Annotated in this window: 12 protein-coding genes; 4 read left to right on the top strand and 8 right to left on the bottom strand. The window is 69.1% G+C overall.

Going from position 1 to position 16841, the window contains the following annotated elements:
• Nucleotides 1-307 precede the first annotated feature (307 nt).
• The gene (locus tag OG329_RS19700; protein WP_405796827.1) at nt 308-817 is read right to left on the bottom strand and encodes a hypothetical protein; all 510 of its coding nucleotides are present in this window, start codon (nt 815-817) and stop codon (nt 308-310) included.
• Between the two features lie 233 nt (nt 818-1050).
• Here OG329_RS19700 and OG329_RS19705 point away from each other — a divergent pair, with 233 nt between their 5' ends.
• Together OG329_RS19705 and OG329_RS19710 are read left to right on the top strand one after the other, a co-directional pair.
• On the top strand, nt 1051-1935 hold the full coding sequence (locus OG329_RS19705) for a helix-turn-helix domain-containing protein (protein WP_405796829.1): 885 nt from the start codon (nt 1051-1053) through the stop codon (nt 1933-1935).
• Nucleotides 1932-2732, top strand: a complete 801-nt coding sequence (locus OG329_RS19710) for an SAM-dependent methyltransferase (protein ID WP_405796831.1) — start codon at nt 1932-1934, stop codon at nt 2730-2732. Before OG329_RS19705 ends, OG329_RS19710 begins: the two co-directional genes overlap by 4 nt.
• Here the strand turns inward: OG329_RS19710 and OG329_RS19715 are convergent.
• Nucleotides 2722-3531 carry an alpha/beta fold hydrolase gene (locus OG329_RS19715; protein ID WP_405796832.1) on the bottom strand — a complete coding sequence of 270 codons (810 nt, stop codon included), beginning with the start codon at nt 3529-3531 and terminating at the stop codon, nt 2722-2724. The two genes, OG329_RS19710 and OG329_RS19715, sit on opposite strands and share 11 nt — an antisense overlap.
• 10 nt (nt 3532-3541) lie before the next feature.
• Complete coding sequence (locus OG329_RS19720) at nt 3542-5110, bottom strand: MFS transporter (RefSeq protein ID WP_405796833.1); 1569 nt, start codon at nt 5108-5110, stop codon at nt 3542-3544.
• Between the two features lie 172 nt (nt 5111-5282).
• Between OG329_RS19720 and OG329_RS19725 the strand changes: the two genes are divergently transcribed.
• Entirely contained in the window at nt 5283-5927 is a 645-nt protein-coding gene (locus tag OG329_RS19725) for a TetR/AcrR family transcriptional regulator C-terminal domain-containing protein (RefSeq protein WP_405796835.1), read from the top strand.
• 88 nt (nt 5928-6015) lie between these two features.
• The gene (locus tag OG329_RS19730) at nt 6016-6444 is read left to right on the top strand and encodes a protein-tyrosine phosphatase family protein (RefSeq protein ID WP_405796836.1); all 429 of its coding nucleotides are present in this window, start codon (nt 6016-6018) and stop codon (nt 6442-6444) included.
• Nucleotides 6445-6476: 32 nt separating this feature from the next.
• On the opposite strand, the gene OG329_RS19735 is transcribed toward OG329_RS19730, so the two are convergent.
• From OG329_RS19735 to dnaE, 5 genes are all read right to left on the bottom strand, one after another.
• Complete coding sequence (locus OG329_RS19735; RefSeq protein ID WP_405796837.1) at nt 6477-8978, bottom strand: hypothetical protein; 2502 nt, start codon at nt 8976-8978, stop codon at nt 6477-6479.
• An 88-nt stretch (nt 8979-9066) separates the two neighbouring features.
• Nucleotides 9067-10827 (bottom strand): AAA family ATPase, encoded by a 1761-nt coding sequence (locus tag OG329_RS19740; protein WP_405801920.1) that lies wholly within the window; start codon nt 10825-10827, stop codon nt 9067-9069.
• A gap of 305 nt (nt 10828-11132) precedes the next feature.
• Nucleotides 11133-12560 carry a DUF2201 family putative metallopeptidase gene (locus tag OG329_RS19745; protein ID WP_405796839.1) on the bottom strand — a complete coding sequence of 476 codons (1428 nt, stop codon included), beginning with the start codon at nt 12558-12560 and terminating at the stop codon, nt 11133-11135.
• A gap of 120 nt (nt 12561-12680) precedes the next feature.
• Complete coding sequence (locus tag OG329_RS19750; protein WP_405796841.1) at nt 12681-13136, bottom strand: nuclear transport factor 2 family protein; 456 nt, start codon at nt 13134-13136, stop codon at nt 12681-12683.
• A 151-nt stretch (nt 13137-13287) separates the two neighbouring features.
• Nucleotides 13288-16839: a DNA polymerase III subunit alpha gene (gene dnaE / locus OG329_RS19755; RefSeq protein ID WP_405796843.1), complete on the bottom strand. Its 3552-nt coding sequence runs from the start codon at nt 16837-16839 to the stop codon at nt 13288-13290.
• Between the last annotated feature and the right edge of the window lie 2 nt (nt 16840-16841).

A 16841-nucleotide genomic window follows, 5' to 3' on the forward strand; every position in this document is an offset into this window, starting at 1 on the left:
CCGGTACCAAGTGGTCCATCTGCGGCCGCGCGGCTGCTCCGCGGACTTCGCGGACTTCGCGGACTGCGACAGACGGTGGCCGGGCGGCGACGTACGGGCCGGGGGCGCCGCGTGGCGTGGGCCGGTGTGCGCCGTTGTCGTCTCACGTGCGGTCCCCCACGTGGGGTCATGGGATGCGGCACCCCTCAGTGCGTCCACAGCAGCCTCTCCAAGACGGGTTGGTCAGAGCCCATCGGGCAACACTCGTCAGCCGGTGATCCGGAGGTCGTTGATCCGGCGGTCGTTGATCCGGCGGTCGTCCGGCCGCTCACGGCCGCGCGCTGAGGCAGGGCACCTCGGCCGGAAGGGTGGCCGAGGCTGCCCAACTGCCCTTCTGCACAACGATGTTGACCTCGGTCCCGCATCGCTTCGTCAGGACTTCGGCCAGTCTTGAAGTGTCTGTGTCCGATATCGCCCCGGTCGGCTCGACCGGTCCCGCCTGCGCGGGCACGATCGCCGACTCGGACACCGGCTCGGACGTCGACTCGGACACCGATTCGGACGCCGGCTCGGACGCCGATTCGCCGTCCGGCCCGTCCAGGATCGTGACACTGACTCTTATGGCGACGGCGTCGTCCCGCGGACCGGGCCGCTTCGTCACCCCGAGGTAGTAACCGCTTACGCCTACGACACTGATGGCGTGCCGGGCCAGATGGACCGCGATCTCCTCGCAGGCCGCGATTTTCGCGGGCGGCCAGCCGAGACCGACCAGTTCCTTGCGGACGATGCGGCGCGCGACCTGGATCTGCTCCGGGACGGCCGGTAGTGAGACGTGCATGGCATCGGTTCTCCGTGACCCCCCGCCCTGTCACACCTTGCGGTGCGTCCGGCGGGGTCGGTTCCGGACCCTGGCGCGGCGGTCTGGGGGGTACCGCGTAGGGGAACTCCAGAGTCCACTGTAGCCACCGCACCCACACTCTGCAACGTGACAGAGTTCGACCGGCGGGTATCGTGGAGCCCTCCGAACGGGGAGGAACAGACCCTCGCCACCGCAGACGCGAGGAGGGCCCGGTGAGCCAGCCACGATCCGGCCCCACGGTCGCTCTGCGGTGCTTCGGGGCGGATCTGCGCCGAAGACGCGAAGCGGCGGGTCTGACCCTCCAGACCGTGGCCGAGAAGATCAAGAAGGACCGGGCGACACCGGCGCGCTGGGAGAACGCGGAGACGGTGCCCAACCCCCGCATGGTCGTCACCCTGCTCGACCTCTACCGGACGCCGCCCGCCGAGCGGGACGAGGTCCTGCGCGCGCTGGAGGAGGCGAAGAAGCCGGGGTGGTGGCACCCCTGGCGGGAGGTCGCGGAGGTCGGTGTCATCGACCTGGAGTCGGCGGCGACCGGCATCCGCTCGTACGCGCCGGGAGTGCTGCCCGACCTGCTCCAGACCGCCGGGTACGCCGAGGCCCTGATGAGCCTGCGCAATCCGTACGAGGACCCCGCCGTCCGGCGGCAGCGGCTGGAGCTGCTGGAGGCCCGTAAGGAGCACACCATCGGCGGCGTGGACTCCGAGGGGAACGAAAACCGGCGGGCCAGCCTGTGGGTGCTGCTGGAGGAGGCCACACTGCGCCGCCGCGTGGGCGGTCCCCGGGTGATGAGGCGTCAACTGGACTACCTTGAAAGCCGTATTGCCGACGTACGTTCGTCGGTGGCCATCCAGGTCATTCCGCCGGGCGTACCGCACCCGCTGGCCATCAGCCTCTGCGGCCATCTCGAAATTCTCCGCTTCAAGGAGTTCGGGATGGGGGAGAGACTGATCCAGATCGGCCTCCACCCGGCCATGACGCTCATCACCGACGACTCCGAAGCGGTGGAGAGCTACCGGATGGCGGTGGATGTGACCAGTGGGTACGCACCACCGCGTTTCACGCCCCTGCCCCTGACCAGTAAGGACTTCGGATGAGCGACTCCGTACGCCCCGGAACCAATGTCATCCCCACCATCCCCAACTCCGCGCGGATCTGGAACTACGCGCAGGACGGCCAGGACAACTACCAGGTCGACCGGGAGCTGGGCGATGTCATGCTGGGCGCCTTCCCGGAGATCAAGACGGCGGCCATGGAGTCACGGGCGTTCCAGGAGCGGGTGGCGTACCACGTGGTCAAGGAGTTCGGCATCCGCCAGCTCCTGGACCTGGGCACGGGCATTCCCACCGGGAGCGGCACCCACGGCATGGCCCAGAAGGCGGCTGCGGAGTCGCGTGTCGTGTATGTCGACAACGACCCGGTCGTCCTCAACCACGTGAGCACGCTGCGGAGTTCACCCGAGGGCAAGATCCACTACTTCCTCCAGGACTTCCGTGATGTGGACGCCGTCCTGGAGGGCGCGTCGAAGACGCTGAATCTGGACGAGCCGGTCGCCCTGCTCGTGCTCTCCACCCTCGGCCACTTCCCGGCCGCCGAGGCGGCCGACCTGATCGAGCAGTACACGAGCCGCTTCGCCTCCGGCTCGTATCTGGCGGTGTGCGACACGATCGAGACGCCCGGCGTGCTCAGAATGCAGGAGCACTATCTGGCGGCCGACCCCGAGGGGGCGTATCTCGCCCGTACGCCCGAGCAGATCGCCGACTGCGCGCGGGGACTGACCCTGATCCCGCCGGGAGTGGGCCCGCTGCCGAAGCTGGTCCTGCCGGACGCGATCACTCCGTCCCCCGAGGCCGACGAGTGCGTGCAGTGGGGATTCCTGGCGGTCAAGCCGTAGTTCGGTTGTCGCTACGGGTCCGGTCGAGGAACGTGCCGATCTCGCGGGCGAACACCTCGGGCGCGTCGGCGTACAGCCAGTGCCCGCAGCCCGCGAGTTCCACCAGGTCGGTGCCGGGCCGCTCGCGTGCCATGCGCTCCGCCGTGGCCGCGGTGAGGATGAAGCTGTCACCGCCTCTCAGCAGCAGCGCCGGCTGCCGGGAGGCGGTCCAGCGGTCGAAGTGGTCGCCGACCAGGGCCTGCTGAGAGGCCATCAGATCGGTGGTGTCGAACAGCAGCCCCCACCCGTCATCGAACTCGACGGCGCTGTCGAGGAAGTAGCCCGCGTCGGGGATTCCCCGCGCCTCGATGGCGCTTCTGAGCGCGGCCGGTGAGTCCGTACGCCGGGGCCAGTCGGAGACGTCCAGCACGGGGTGGGTCTCGGGCTCCTCGTTCAGCACCGTCATATCGGCGACGACGAGCGCCGAGACCAGGTCCGGGTGGCGCTGCGCGAGCAGGTAGCCGATCAGACCGCCCATGGAGTGCCCGACGACGGCGGCGGGGGCCAGATCCAGGGTACGGAGGAACTCGGCCGCGTCGCCGACGTAGGCGTCGGGGGTGAACTCACCGCCGTTGTCGGACAGTCCGTGGCCGCGCTGGTCGAGCGCGACCACTCGGTAGCGACCGGCCAGCGCGGCGGCGAGCGGGGCGAAGATCCGGCCCCGCCCGAAGTGACCGTGCAGCGCGAGGACGACGGGGCCGGGACCCTGGAAGTCCACATACGCGAAACGACGACCACCGAGCTGAACGTAGGACTCCATGCCGTTCAGGCTAGCGGGGCGTCTCCCTTGACCGAGTCTCCCCTGACCGGGTCTCCCCTGACCGGGTCTCCCCTGTGCGCGGTCGCAGCAGGTACGTGGCGACCAGCGCGGCGAGCAGCATGATGCCCGTGGCCACCAGCAGGCCGACGCCGAAGCCGTGAACGGTGCCCGCGGTGACGGAATCCGAACCGGCGCCGTGCGTACGCAGATACGCCGCCGCGGCGGTCGTCGCGACCGTGTTGAACAGCGCCGTACCCACCGCACCGCCCACCTGCTGACCGGCGTTGAACGCCGCGGACGCCGTCCCCATGTCCGCGTAACCCACCTCCGCCGTCGCCAGACTCGTCGCCGCCGTGAGTACGACACCGAGGCCCAGGCCGATCAGCGACTGCGCGGGCACCAGATACAGGGCCAGTACGTGCTCGCTGTCCGCCTCCAGGAAGGAGAGGATCAACAGCCCGGCGGCCATGGCGAGCAGGCCGGGGACCATGAGCGCGCGCACGCTCACGCGGGACAGCAGACGGCCCGCGATCAGCATCGAGCCGACCAGGGACCCGGCGACCAGCACCATGATGGTGAGACCGGCCTCGACGGGCGAGTAGCCGAGAACGGTCTGCGCGTAGTAGCTCAGGAACAGGAAGCAGCCGAACAGCGCGGCCAGCATCAGCGCCGAGACGAGGAACGCCGCGCCGCGCGCCCGGTGCCTCAACACCCTCAGGGGCAGCAGGGGTTGGCGTACGCGCGCCTCGACCGCGACGAACGCGACGAGCAGCGCCACGCTCGCGAAGAGCAGGACGAGCACCAACGGGTCGTCCCAGCCGCGTGATTCGGCCTGGCTCAGCCCGTAGACGAGCGCCGCGAGACCGCTCACGCTCAGCAGCACGCCGGGGATGTCGAGCCCGTCCGACCAGGTACCGGTCCCCGAGTCCTTGCGTACGTACGGCAGGCCGAGCAGCGCGAGCGCCGCGATGGGCACGTTGACCCACAGGCACCAGCGCCAGTCCAGGAACTCGGTCAGCACCCCGCCGGCCAGCAGCCCGACACCCGAACCGGCCGCGCCCATCGCGCCGTACACCCCGAACGCCTTCCCCCGCTCCTTCGGATCGGTGAAGGTCAGGGTCAGCAGCGACAGTGCCGCGGGGGCCATCGCCGCCGCGAAGACACCTTGCAGCGCGCGGGCGCCGAACAGCACACCGGTGCCGTTCGCGGCACCGCCGAGCGCGGACGCGGCGGCGAAGCCGACCAGCGAGATCAGGAACGTACGGCGGTGGCCGACGAGCCCGCTGATCCGGCCGCCGAGCAGGAGCAGCCCGCCGAACGGCAGGACGTACGCGATGATCGCCCACTGCCGGTCGCCGTCCGTCATGCCGAGTTCGCTCTGCATGGAGGGCAGCGCGATGTTCACGATCGTGCCGTCCAGGACGATCATGAGCTGCGCGAGGGCGATCACGATGAGCGGCCACCAGCGCCGTGGATCGGGCCGGCCGGCCCCGGACCCGGCCTCGCTTGCGTCCCCGCTCGCGGCCTCGCTCGCGTCATCCCGTTGAGGATCCCACCGTTGCTGATCTTGCTGAGACATGCGTTCCCGCCCCTTCTAGTACGTCGTTCCAGCACTAGTACGTTGTACCGGTCGCGCACCATACTAGGCTCTCGGCGACACCGGTGACGGGGAGGTACGGGCCATCAAGGGCAAGCAGAACGGCCAGAAACGCCAGGTCACAGGCCATGCGGGCGGCGCGAGAAGTGTCTGGTTGCGTGAGCCGCGAGCCGCGCGCGAGCAGCCGCCGCTGACCCGCGCGCGCATCGTCGGCGAGGCGGTGGCCCTGCTGGACGAGGAGGGCATCGACGGCCTGACCATGCGCCGGCTGGCCGAGCGGATCGGCTCGGGCGTCACCACGCTGTACTGGCACGTCGACACCAAGGACGACGTGGTCGACCTCGCCCTCGACGCGATCTTCGGCGAACTGCCGCCCGCGCCACCCGCCGATACGAAGTGGCGCGAGGCCATCGCCGCGCTGCTGCTGGACTGGCGTACGGCGATGCTCCGGCACCCCTGGTCGGCGGCGCTGCTCCAGCGCCCGACGCTGGGCCCGAACCTGCTCGCCCGGATGGAGTTCCTGCAAGCGGCCCTCGTCCGCGCCGGATTCACCGGCGACCATCTGACGGCGGCGACCTGGACGCTCTACAACTACCTGATGGGCGCGACGGTCGCACGGGCCGGATTCGCACTGTCCGAGGAGGACCGCGAAGCGGCGCAGCGGCGACTGCGGGACCGGAGCGAGGAGTTCCCGACGCTCAGCGCCAACGAGTACATGCTGGAAGACGACTGGGACGGGACGTTCGTGCGCGGTCTCGGGTACGTCCTGGACGGGATCGCGGGGGCCGCCGACCAGTGACGGCGGCTCCGCTCACGTACGCGTACACGTACACGTACGTCTCCTCGATCGCCGGACGGGCGCGACAAGGCCGACTAGCCTCGATTCGGTGATCACTACTTGGGAGCCCACCGCAGCGGGTGTGCTGCGACTGCCATCCGGCCGTCTCGTACGGGGCCGGGGACTGCGCCACCCCCTTCCGGCGGGTCCGGTGCCCGCCTTCGCGCTCTATCTGCTCGGCAAGGAGCCGCCCGCCGTCGAGTGGACGGCCCGCTGGATCCGCTGGCCCGACTTCCGGCTGCCGAGCGACCGGACGGATGCGGCCGAAGCACTGCGCGAGGCGCTGGAACGGGCCGGGGACGAGCGGGTCGAAGTCGCCTGCGGCGGCGGCCGGGGGCGTACCGGTACGGCCCTGGCCTGCCTGGCCGTCCTGGACGGCGTGCCGAACGCGCAGGCCGTCGCCTACGTCCGCGAGCACTACTCGCGGCACGCGGTCGAGACGCCGTGGCAGAAGCGCTACGTGTCGCGCTTCGCGTAACCGCGACCGCTACCGGACGGCACGCCGCCGGCTCAGCTCACCACCGCCCCCGACGCCACCAGCAGATCCGGCAGCGTGCCCTCGAAGTCCGGGATCAGGCGCAGCGCCAGCGCCCAGCCCTCCGGGTTGTCCGCCAGATGTTCGGCGGTCAGTGCGGCGACCTCACGTCGGGTCTCCCGTACCTCCTCCGTGGCGGGTGAGTCGCCCAGGTCCAGCGCCCTGGCCAGAAAGGCCACCGTCGCCTGCGCGGGGAACGCGTCGCGCACCACCGCGGGCAGGCTGAGCTGACCGACGCCGTGCGCCTTCTCCAGCCAGTGGCATCTGCCGTCGCGCACCGGCAGCGGAAGCTTCGTCAGCATCTCGGACACCGTGGGCGGCTTCGCTCCCTTGCGGGGCCGGTAGGACGGGTGCGACAGGCGCAGGTCCGCGGCGGCGCACTCGGCCGCGAGTGCGGGCGGGCAGCCGTCCATTTTCCCCAGGCGGACGAGGAGCCGGTCGTGCAGCGGCCTCGCGGCGTGGTCCGCCGCCAGTTCTTCCCATGGAACCGGCCCCGGGCCGATCTCCTCGTTGAAGAGTTCGATGGCCTTCCCCAAGTCGTCCTCCTCCGGCCCGGCCCCCTTCTCGGCCAGGAACCCGGCCCGCCCCGCCGGGCCCGCGGCGGCCTCGGACGCGGCACGCAGCAGGGCCACTCCGTCCGCCCCCGCGTCCAGCGCCGTGTGTCCCGTCGCCAGGGTCGTCGGCGACAGCGGGTGCTTGGGCTGCCGCTTACGGCCCGGGAAATCGCTCTCGTCCAGCAACGCCCGTACCTCATCAGGGCCGTGACGCTCCCAGAGGCGTACCAGCATGCGCAGCTCCAGCGCGGGCGTGTGGATCTTCGCCCGGGGACTGCCCAGCAGGATGCGGCACAGCACCGGGTCGCCCGAGTCGGCGCACGCCAGCAGCCAGGGCCGCCGCGCGCTCTCCCGCAGAGCCCCGATCAGATCCTCCGCCAGCGGGAGCCGGTCGGCGGCGGGGGTGTCGGCGGAGGCGCCGTCCTGCCAGCGCCGCCCGGAGAGCACATGACGGCGCTGGGCGTGGGTGAGGTCGGTGTGCATGAACAGCGCGGCGTTGACCTCGGGGTCGTCGTACGGGATCAGGTCCTCGATCACATCGGGCGTGGTCTGCCACGTCGACGCGACGCCCGCGAGGACGGACGCTCCCCGCGACTGGACTATGTGCGCGCGCAGTTCGGGGGAGGGGTGGTGCCAGAGCAGGAGTTGCTGGATGGCACGCTCGTCCATGTGCTCGCCGAGCGCGCAGCGCGCCGGGTAATCCGCCGCGTCGTAGAGACGAAGCCACGCCTGCCGGCCGTTCGGCAGCCTACGACTGGGGAATTCCGGCCCCGTCGGCTTCGGCCAGGACTTCCCACGGTGCTTCGGCGTCTCGGCGAGCGCGGCATCGACAAGTTCGGTGATACTGCCGGCGAAGCGGGGCAGCAGCGCGTACACCGCCCGCCAGGGCGCGAACTCGGCTCCCAGGCGCGCCACTTGGGCGGCCAGCGCGGCTCGTACCTCCTCGTGCTCGTGCGGCAGCGCGCACAGGATACTGCGGGCCGGACCGACCTCCCGCAGCACACGGTCGACCGGAAGGGAACCGGAGGGGACACCGCGACGCAGGAGCAGGTTCAGTTGGTGCGCCTCGACGTACTCGAAATGAGGGCTCTCCAGCATCGACCAGTGAGTGGCGCCGCTGACCTTCCCGCTGTTCCTGTTCCGCTCGAAGGCGGCGAGGGCCAGCGCTTCCGGGCAGTCCGGGTGCTTCCACAGGATCTCCAGCCCGCTCGCGAAGAACGGCACGCAACGGTGCTCCGCCACCAGTTCGTCCCAGTCCAGGGCGCCCGGGGTCGTCGGCAGCACTATCCGGCCATGGAAATCCTTGTCCCTGAGATACCCGATCAGCTCCTTCGTCGTCTCGGGGTGACGGTCCCACCGGCTGCGGTCCTGCCGAGGGGTGTTGGCCGAAGCCTCGCTGACCCTGAACTTGCCGGATCCGCCGCCCTCGCCACCGACCGCCTGGCCGGCCACCTTGCCGGTCACCTGCCGCGCGACCTCCACCAACTCGGGGAAGGGCGCCAGCAGGGCGGGTTCCAGCAGCTCACGGCGCCGGGACGACAGCAGCTTCACCGGCAGGGCGTCCGGCGCCTGCCAGCGGATGTCGTCGGCCGTGGCCACCGCACCCGCCCACACGGCCGCGCGCTGGGCGGGCGTGCGCTCCCACTCGTTTTTGCCGTACAGGCGGACGGCCAGCGTGGGATCCCCCAGCGCGGCCAACTGATCGAACACCTCGCCGCGATGATGGGCGGACTCCACGAGCGCCACGATCAGCTCCGGGTCGCGCGCGGACAGCACCTCTTCCAGCAGCAAGGGCGGCAACGGAACACTGCTGCCCAGCAGTTGGACGGTCTCCTCGCGGATGCGCGAGATCAGCGCGCGGGTCAGTTCCCGGTCGGCGAGGGCGTAGACGGCGGATACGACGGTGTGCTCGGCGAGGCGCATCGGGGTTGCTCAGGCTCTCTCGAAGTGACGGACGGGCAGGATGAGACGGTCGGGCCCACCGGGGGCACGACGACACTCACCGTGACGCTCACGGCGACGCCGTGAGTTCCTTCATCCGGGCGAGCGCGCCCACCCAGTACTTCTGCCGGGCCGGTGTCTGCCCGACGAGATGGGTGGCGCGCAGCTTCGGCGGCATATGGCGCAGCAGCCGTGCCACGGCCTCGCTGTGCCGCTTGAGCTGGGACAGCTCGGCGTTGGCCAGTACCCGGTGCACCACGTCGGTGTCGTTCGTCCCCTCCGAGGAGATCTCCGACGCGACAGCCAGACGCTTCTCCCACAAATCGATGTCCCGCGCCAACTCCTTGAATCCCAGGGCCACTTCCTGCCCGATGCCGTCGAGCCTGGCTTCCAGCCCGGTCAGCGGCACCGGCGCGAACTCGCCCTCGCCGAGATAGATCAGACCGGATATCAGCGGCTGCCCGGCCAGATGCAGTTTGATCAGGCGCTCCAGCGTCCGCTTGGTGATCCAGTCGCGGGCCTCGTCGTCTATGTCGTTCTTCCACCATTCGAGGACGGTCTCGGCGACCTCGCCGTAGGCCGCGATGAGCCATTCGTTCGCCGGGATGTCCTCGGGCCGCACCTCGTAACTGACCGTGAAGCGGCTGGCCTGCGCCACATTGTTTCTGCTGACCTGGAGCTTCCTGCCCAGGTGGTACGGCGGGTTCTGAAGCGCTATCTGGGCGCGCAGCCCCTCCACCGGCCGCCCGGCCAGCGTCCACTCCTGGGTGATCTCCATCAGCTTGGCGAACGCGGCCTTGTCCTTGGGCCGGTTGTACTCGTCCCAGACGATCACCTTCTCGCCCGGTCCCGACAGCGCCCGGGTCAGCAGGGTGTCCAGCCGCCCGTCCGGCGTGGGCACCGGCACGCACAGGTCCTCGACGTTGGTCACCGGGAGCGAGAAGTAGACCGGCTCCGCGCCGAGTTCGTCCCGTACGACGCTCTTGGTGATCTCCGTCTTTCCGCAGCCGGGCGGCCCTTGCAGCAGCACCGCCCAGTTCTCCCGCAGCGCGGTGCGCAGGATGCGGCGTACGGGATCGGCCACCGTCGACGGATTGGCCACGCCCACGGCGGTCGCGATCGCGTCCAGGATCTCCGCCGTACGGTCGGTGCCCTCCGTGCCGTCCTTGCGCAGATCCCGCAGCCGCATCCGCACCCCGCCGACCAGCGGCAGCCCCCAGCTCAGCGGCAGACCCGCACGGGCGCAGTCGAGCACATGCTCCAGGGTGCGCGGGGAGAGCAGGGAGCGCAGCCGGGGTGTCAGTCCGCTCCAGAGCCGGAAGACGTCGCCGAGGTCCCAGTCGGCGTAGCGCGTGGCGAGGGTGCGGCGCCAGGCCGTGTCGTTCGCCGTCAGCCGCAGGGTGACCATGCGGTCCAGCACGGCGAGGTCGCCGCGCGCCGAGGTGGTCTCCGTCAGGGACTCGTTGTCGCAGAGGAAGACGCCGACGCAGCCCAGGGCGCGCAGGTCGTGTTCGCCGAGGGTCCAGTTGCAGGCGATCTGCATGAGCTGGGACTGGATGGTCTCGCCGGCCTGCAACGAGTCGTCGATCAGCAGCACGAAGGGCTCACCGGGGGAGAGCTGACTCATGATCAACTGCGTGAGGACCAGCTCGCCCGTCCTCCCGTCCCGCACGGGAGCGTTCATCAGGAGGTCGTCGGGCGTCAGATTGGCCGCCGGGACGAGGACGACGCGCGTGCCGGGGTGGGCCTGCGGGATATGGCTGAGGAAGGTGGAGGTCTTGCCGATGCCGTGCTCGCCGAAGACCTGGCCGGTCTGGCCCATGGCGATCATGGCGTCGATGAAGTCGGCCAGCCGCCTGCCCGGTTGGCGCCCGCCGGGCCGCTTGGGGTAGGTGGCGGTGGCGGGCCAGGGGGTGGTGTCGCGGGCGGGTCCGGTCCCGGCGTCGGTCTCGGCGTCGGCCTCGGGGCCGGTCCCGGTGTCGGTCTCGGCCTCGGTGGTGGTCGTGGTCACGGTGATGGGATCCAGTCCTCGTGCGTGCGAACGCGGAGATGCGCGATGCGTGCGGGGTGGCCGGGCGCGCGCAGGCGCGCACCGACGTACAAGAAAAGACGTACAACAAACTCGGGACCGCGCGGTCAGCTCTCGCCGGTCGTGACGCGGTGGCAGGCCATCGGCGGGCGGTGTCTCTCCGGCCAGTCGTCGCCGTCGTCGGTGATCAGCCATATCCAGTTCTCGGGACGGGCCGGGGTCACATGCGGCGCGTAGCCGTCGGTGACCATGATCACCGCGTCCGGGCGCACCTCGCAGCGCCTGCCGCCGACTTCCCGGCGCCCCTCCACGTACTCCACGACCTTGCCGAAGTCCGTACCGCCGCCGCCGCTGACGCGCTCCCCCGCGACGAACGGCATGACCTCGCCGTCGAAGCTCAGCCAGTGCGTCTCGACCCCGTCGGTGCGGCCGACCAGCGTCAGCAGCCAGTCGATCACCCGCTGGGACATCGAGCCCGAGGTGTCGATGGCGACCACCACGACCTTCGTACGCTCCTTGCCGCGCCGCGACAGCATCGGATCGTGGCCGAGCGCGAGCAGCACCGCGCCGTGCTTGCGGGGGTAGATGAGCCGTTCGCCGTCGCGGAGTTTGGAGGCGAGCGTGTCGGCGAGCCAGCGCTTCCACCACTCGACCCGGCGGGTGGGCTCGGTCCGGCCGCGCAGCGCCCCGAGGCCGAGCCGGGACCACATCTTGCCGACCCGGTCGCTGCCGTCCTCGGAACGGTCCGCCAGGTGCAGGATCTCCTCGCGGGCGGGCCCCTCGCCGCGCAGGGCGGCCCGCAGCACGTCCGCGAGGACGCTCTCCACGACCTCGCCCACGGTCTCGTCGTCCTGCGGGAGACCGCCGATGATCAGATGCGGGCAGGCGGCGCCGCCGCCGGGAGGCACGGGCGGGTCGCTCATGCGCTTCAGTTCGCCGTAGACGGTCAGGTCGGTCTCGGTGAAGCGCTTGTACGACAGCGGCTGAAGGCCCTGTGCGCGCAGATCCGCCTCGTACCGCGCGTGGACCTCGTGCGGATCGATCCCGACCGGTTCCCGTACGTCCCCCTGTGCACCCCCCACCAGGCGTGTGGGCAGTTGGGCGCGCAGCCGTCCCATGACGACATGGTTGATGGAGACCTCGGCGGCCAGCACGAACACGGGGTCCTCGCGCAGTTCCTCCTCCACATACAGATGCCGGTGGATGAGATGGCGCGCCTCGTGGAAGAGCACGAACCGCACGCCGTCCGCGCCGATCGCCACGAAGAACTCCGGGTTGTACAGCAGCACGCAGCTCCCGTCCCCGGTCGCGACCACCGCCGCCGTCTCCACGGCCAGGGTGGGGATCTGGCGGTGGCACTTCGTGTAGAGCCAGGACGCGATCGCGCTCTCCCGCACCCCGAAGTCGAGCATCGCCGCTTCCTTGAGGCGACGGCCCTGCTCGGTGATCTCGGGGTCGGGCGGATCGTCCAACAGCCGCCGCCAGTCACGGAGATGGGCGACGCTCGTGGTCGTGGTCACGGCCGCTTCGGTCATGGGAAAAACCCTAGCGCCGGGGTCTGACATCGCGTCGGGACCGTCGACCCGGCGACGGCGACGGCGACGGCGACATCGCCGTCGCGGAAGACTGTCGGGGGGGAAGTGAGAAGCGAGCCGTCAGCCGCGCGGTCCCCCGGTCGCCCCCTCGAACGCCTGGGCCACGGCGAGGCTGTCCTCGTACAGGTGGTTACGGACGACGAGACCGTGCTCGACCGTGAGGTGCAGAGCGAACCGCGCCCGGTACGCGCGTCCGGTGGACCGGGCCGTCTGCCGGATCTCGCCCGTCACGACGGCGTCGGCACCGTCCACCAGGATCCGCTCGACCTGCGTCCCGACCTCCTCGGGCACATGGTGCTCACGGAGTTCGCGGTAGTTGGCCGCCGCGTCGGCACGGCTGTGGCGGTGCCGGATCCAGGGCGTCGCGGCCCGGCCGTGCTCACCCTCCGGCCAGTCCAGCTTCCAGTCGACCTCGTCCGCGTACAACTCGGCGATGCGGTCCAGCTCACCCGCACCGATCCTGCGCAGCAACTCCTCGACCACCTGACGCGTCCGTGCGCTCGTCTCTTCCGACATGACTGCGTGCCTCTCCCGCGTCCCGCGCCCGGCCGGCACGGCGTGTGATCACATTCTGGCCGGGCGGGCGGGCCGTGGCGATTACCCCGGAGGTAAGGCGGAGTCGATCACGAGCACCGCACCGCTGTTGTTCATGCCCGCTCATGCCCGCTCATGCCCTCCGGGTCACGACGACCGCCGCCTTGAGATCGGCCCAGAATTCGGGGGTGACCGCGACCCCGTAGCCCAGTCGGTAGACGGTGGTCGTGGTCCGCCCGCGTACTCGCAGCCGTACTTCCGTCGGGCCCGGATGGGCCTTGAGGATCTGCTTGAGCTGGTGGACCGACTCGGGCGTGATGTGCGACTCGCGCATGTCGAGGCGTACGGGCGCGTGCGCGCCGACGTCGGTCAGGTCGGGGACGCGCATCTCCATCGCGACGAGACGGGGGACGTCCTCGCGCTTGTCGAGCCGGCCCTTGACGAACACGACGGTGTCCTCGACCAGTTGGGTGGAGACCAGTTGATACGTCGCCGGGAAGAACATGCACTCGATCGAGCCCGCCAGGTCCTCGACCGTCGCGATCGCCCACGCGTTGCCCTGTTTGGTCATCTTGCGCTGGAGCCCGGAGATGATGCCGCCGATCGTCACCACCGCGCCGTCCGCATGCTCACCCCCGGTGAGCTGGGAGATGGCCGCGTCGGACTTGTCGGACAGCACGTGCTCGATACCGAAAAGCGGGTGGTCGGAGACGTACAGACCGAGCATTTCGCGTTCCTGCGCGAGCAGATACGACTTGTCCCACTCGATGTCGGAGAATTCCACGTCCAGCCCGAAGCCCGGTTCGGCGGCGGTCTGCTCACTCGCCGTGTCGCCGCCGAAGAGGTCGAACTGCCCTTCCGCCTCTTTCCGTTTGATCTGCACCACGTTGTCGATCATCGGCTCGTGGTGGGCGACCAGCCCCTTACGCGTTTGCCCCATCTCGTCGAAGGCGCCCGCCTTGATGAGTGATTCGACGGTGCGCTTGTTGCAGACGACCGCCTCGACCTTGTCGAGGAAGTCGGGGAACGTGGCGTACTTCCCCTTCGCCTTGCGCGAGCGGATGATCGAATCCACCACGTTCGTACCGACGTTGCGGACCGCCGTCAGTCCGAACAGGATCACGTCGTCGCCCTGCGCGGCGAAATTCGCCACCGACTCGTTCACGTTCGGCGGCAGCACCTTGATGCCCATCCGACGGCACTCGTTGAGATAGACCGCCGACTTGTCCTTGTCGTCCTTCACCGAGGTCAGCAGCGCCGCCATGTACTCGGCCGGGTAATTCGCCTTGAGATACGCCGTCCAGTACGAGACCAGTGCGTACGCCGCCGCGTGCGCCTTGTTGTACGCGTATCCGGCGAACGGCACCAGTACGTCCCACACCGCCCGCACCGCAGCGTCCGAATAGCCGCGCTCACGGCAGCCGTCGCGGAACGGGACGAACTCCTTGTCCAGGACCTCTTTCTTCTTCTTGCCCATGGCCCGGCGCAACAGGTCCGCCTGCCCGAGCGTGTAGCCGGCCAGCACCTGTGCCGCCTTCTGCACCTGTTCCTGGTAGACGACGAGTCCGTACGTGATGCCGAGGACGTCCTTGAGAGGCTGCGCCAACTCCGGGTGGATCGGGGTGATCTCCTGCTGCTTGTTCTTGCGCAGCGCGTAGTTCGTGTGCGAGTTCATGCCCATCGGGCCCGGCCGGTAGAGCGCGGTGACGGCGGTGATGTCCTCGAAATGGTCGGGCTTCATCAGCCGCAGCAGCGAACGCATCGCGTTCCCGTCGAACTGGAAGACGCCGAGTGTGTCTCCGCGCCCGAGGAGTTCGAAGGTTTTCCGGTCGTCGAGCGGCAGCGACAGAAGCTCCAGATCGATGCCTTTGTTCGTGCCCACCATTTTGACGGCGTCGTCCATGATGGTCAGATTTCGCAGACCCAGGAAGTCCATCTTCAACAGGCCGAGCGATTCACAGCTCGGGTAGTCCCACTGCGTGATCGTGACCCCGTCGGAATGCCTGACCCATACCGGCACATGGTCGGTGATCGTCTCGCTGGACATGATCACGCCGGCCGCGTGCACACCCATCTGCCGCACCAGACCCTCGACACCCTTTGCCGTGTCGATGACCTTCCGCACGTCCGGCTCGTTCTCGTACATCCCCCGGATCTCGCCCGCCTCGCTGTAGCGCGGGTGCTTGGGGTCGGTGATGCCGTTGAGGTCGATGCCCTTGCCGAGGACGTCGGCGGGCATGGCCTTCGTGAGCCGGTCACCCATCGCGTACGGGTAACCGAGCACGCGCGCCGAGTCCTTGATGGCGTTCTTCGCCTTGATCTTTCCGTACGTCCCGATCATGGCGACCTTGTCGGCGCCGTACTTCTCCGTGACATAGCGGATCACTTCCACCCGCCTGCGCTCGTCGAAGTCGATGTCGACATCCGGCATCGACACCCGCTCGGGATTGAGGAACCGCTCAAAGATCAGACCGTGTTCGATCGGATCGAGGTCGGTGATCCCCATCGCGTACGACACGAGTGACCCGGCAGCGGACCCCCGCCCCGGACCGACGGCGATCCCGTTGTTCTTGGCCCACATGATGAAATCCGCGACGACCAGGAAGTACCCCGGGAACCCCATCTCGATGATGATGCCCATCTCGTACTCGACCTGCCGCTGATACGGCTCCCGAACACCGCCCGGAAAGCGGGTACGCAGTCCGCGGGCGACTTCCTCGCGAAACCAGGTGACTTCGGTGAAACTCTCGGGGACATCGAACCTCGGCATCAGGTTCCGCTCCTGGAACCAGCCCTCCGTATCGATCTGCTGCGCCACCAGGAGCGTGTTCGCGCACCCCTCCTGCCACGCGTCCGACGAATCGACCGCATACATCTCGTCCGTCGACTTCAGGTAATAACCCGTCCCGTCGAACCGGAACCGGTCCGGATCCGACAGATTCTTACCCGTCTGAATACACAACAGCGCATCATGCGCCGTCGCCTCATTCGCATACGTGTAATGCGAGTCGTTCGTCACCAGCGGCGGGATCTCCAGCTTCTTCCCCACCTCCAGCAACCCGTCCCGCACCCGCCGCTCGATCTCGATCCCGTGATCCATCAACTCCAGGAAATACCGGTCCTTACCGAAAATATCCTGATAGTCCGAGGCCGCCTGCACCGCCTCGTCGAACTGCCCCAGCCGCAGCCGCGTCTGCAACTCACCCGACGGACACCCCGTCGACGCGATCAGACCCTCCGACCACTTCGCGATCGTCTCCCGGTCCATCCGCGGCCACTTCGTCAGCCACCCCTCCGCATACGCGTCCGACGACAACCGGAACAAATTGTGCAGCCCCGTCTTGTTCGCCGCCCAGATCGTCTTGTGCGTATACCCACCCGAACCGGAAACATCGTCACGCTTCTGATGCGGCTGCCCCCACTGCACCTTCCGCTTGTTACGCCGCGACTCCGGCGCCACATACGCCTCGATACCGATGATCGGCGTCACATCCGCCTTCTTCGCCTGATGGAAGAAGTCGTACGCACCATGGAGATTCCCATGGTCCGTCATCGCGATATGAGACATCCCCATCTCGTTGCACGCCTTGAACATGTCCCCCAACCGCGCCGCGCCGTCCAACAGCGAGTACTGCGTGTGGACATGGAGATGAGTGAAAGGCCGCCGCGTTCTCGGTCCGTTCACGC

It is taken from the genome of Streptomyces sp. NBC_01506, assembly GCF_045040295.1.
Lineage (GTDB): Bacteria > Actinomycetota > Actinomycetes > Streptomycetales > Streptomycetaceae > Streptomyces.

Bases quoted from the DNA above. Each gene is read 5' to 3' on its own strand.
- OG329_RS19700 (WP_405796827.1), bottom strand. From the start codon at position 817: ATGCACGTCTCACTACCGGCCGTCCCGGAGCAGATCCAGGTCGCGCGC.
- OG329_RS19710 (WP_405796831.1), top strand. From the start codon at position 1,932: ATGAGCGACTCCGTACGCCCCGGAACCAATGTCATCCCCACCATCCCC.
- OG329_RS19715 (WP_405796832.1), bottom strand. From the start codon at position 3,531: ATGGAGTCCTACGTTCAGCTCGGTGGTCGTCGTTTCGCGTATGTGGAC.
- OG329_RS19720 (WP_405796833.1), bottom strand. From the start codon at position 5,110: ATGTCTCAGCAAGATCAGCAACGGTGGGATCCTCAACGGGATGACGCG.
- OG329_RS19735 (WP_405796837.1), bottom strand. From the start codon at position 8,978: ATGCGCCTCGCCGAGCACACCGTCGTATCCGCCGTCTACGCCCTCGCC.
- OG329_RS19740 (WP_405801920.1), bottom strand. From the start codon at position 10,827: ATGATCGCCATGGGCCAGACCGGCCAGGTCTTCGGCGAGCACGGCATC.
- OG329_RS19745 (WP_405796839.1), bottom strand. From the start codon at position 12,560: ATGACCGAAGCGGCCGTGACCACGACCACGAGCGTCGCCCATCTCCGT.
- OG329_RS19750 (WP_405796841.1), bottom strand. From the start codon at position 13,136: ATGTCGGAAGAGACGAGCGCACGGACGCGTCAGGTGGTCGAGGAGTTG.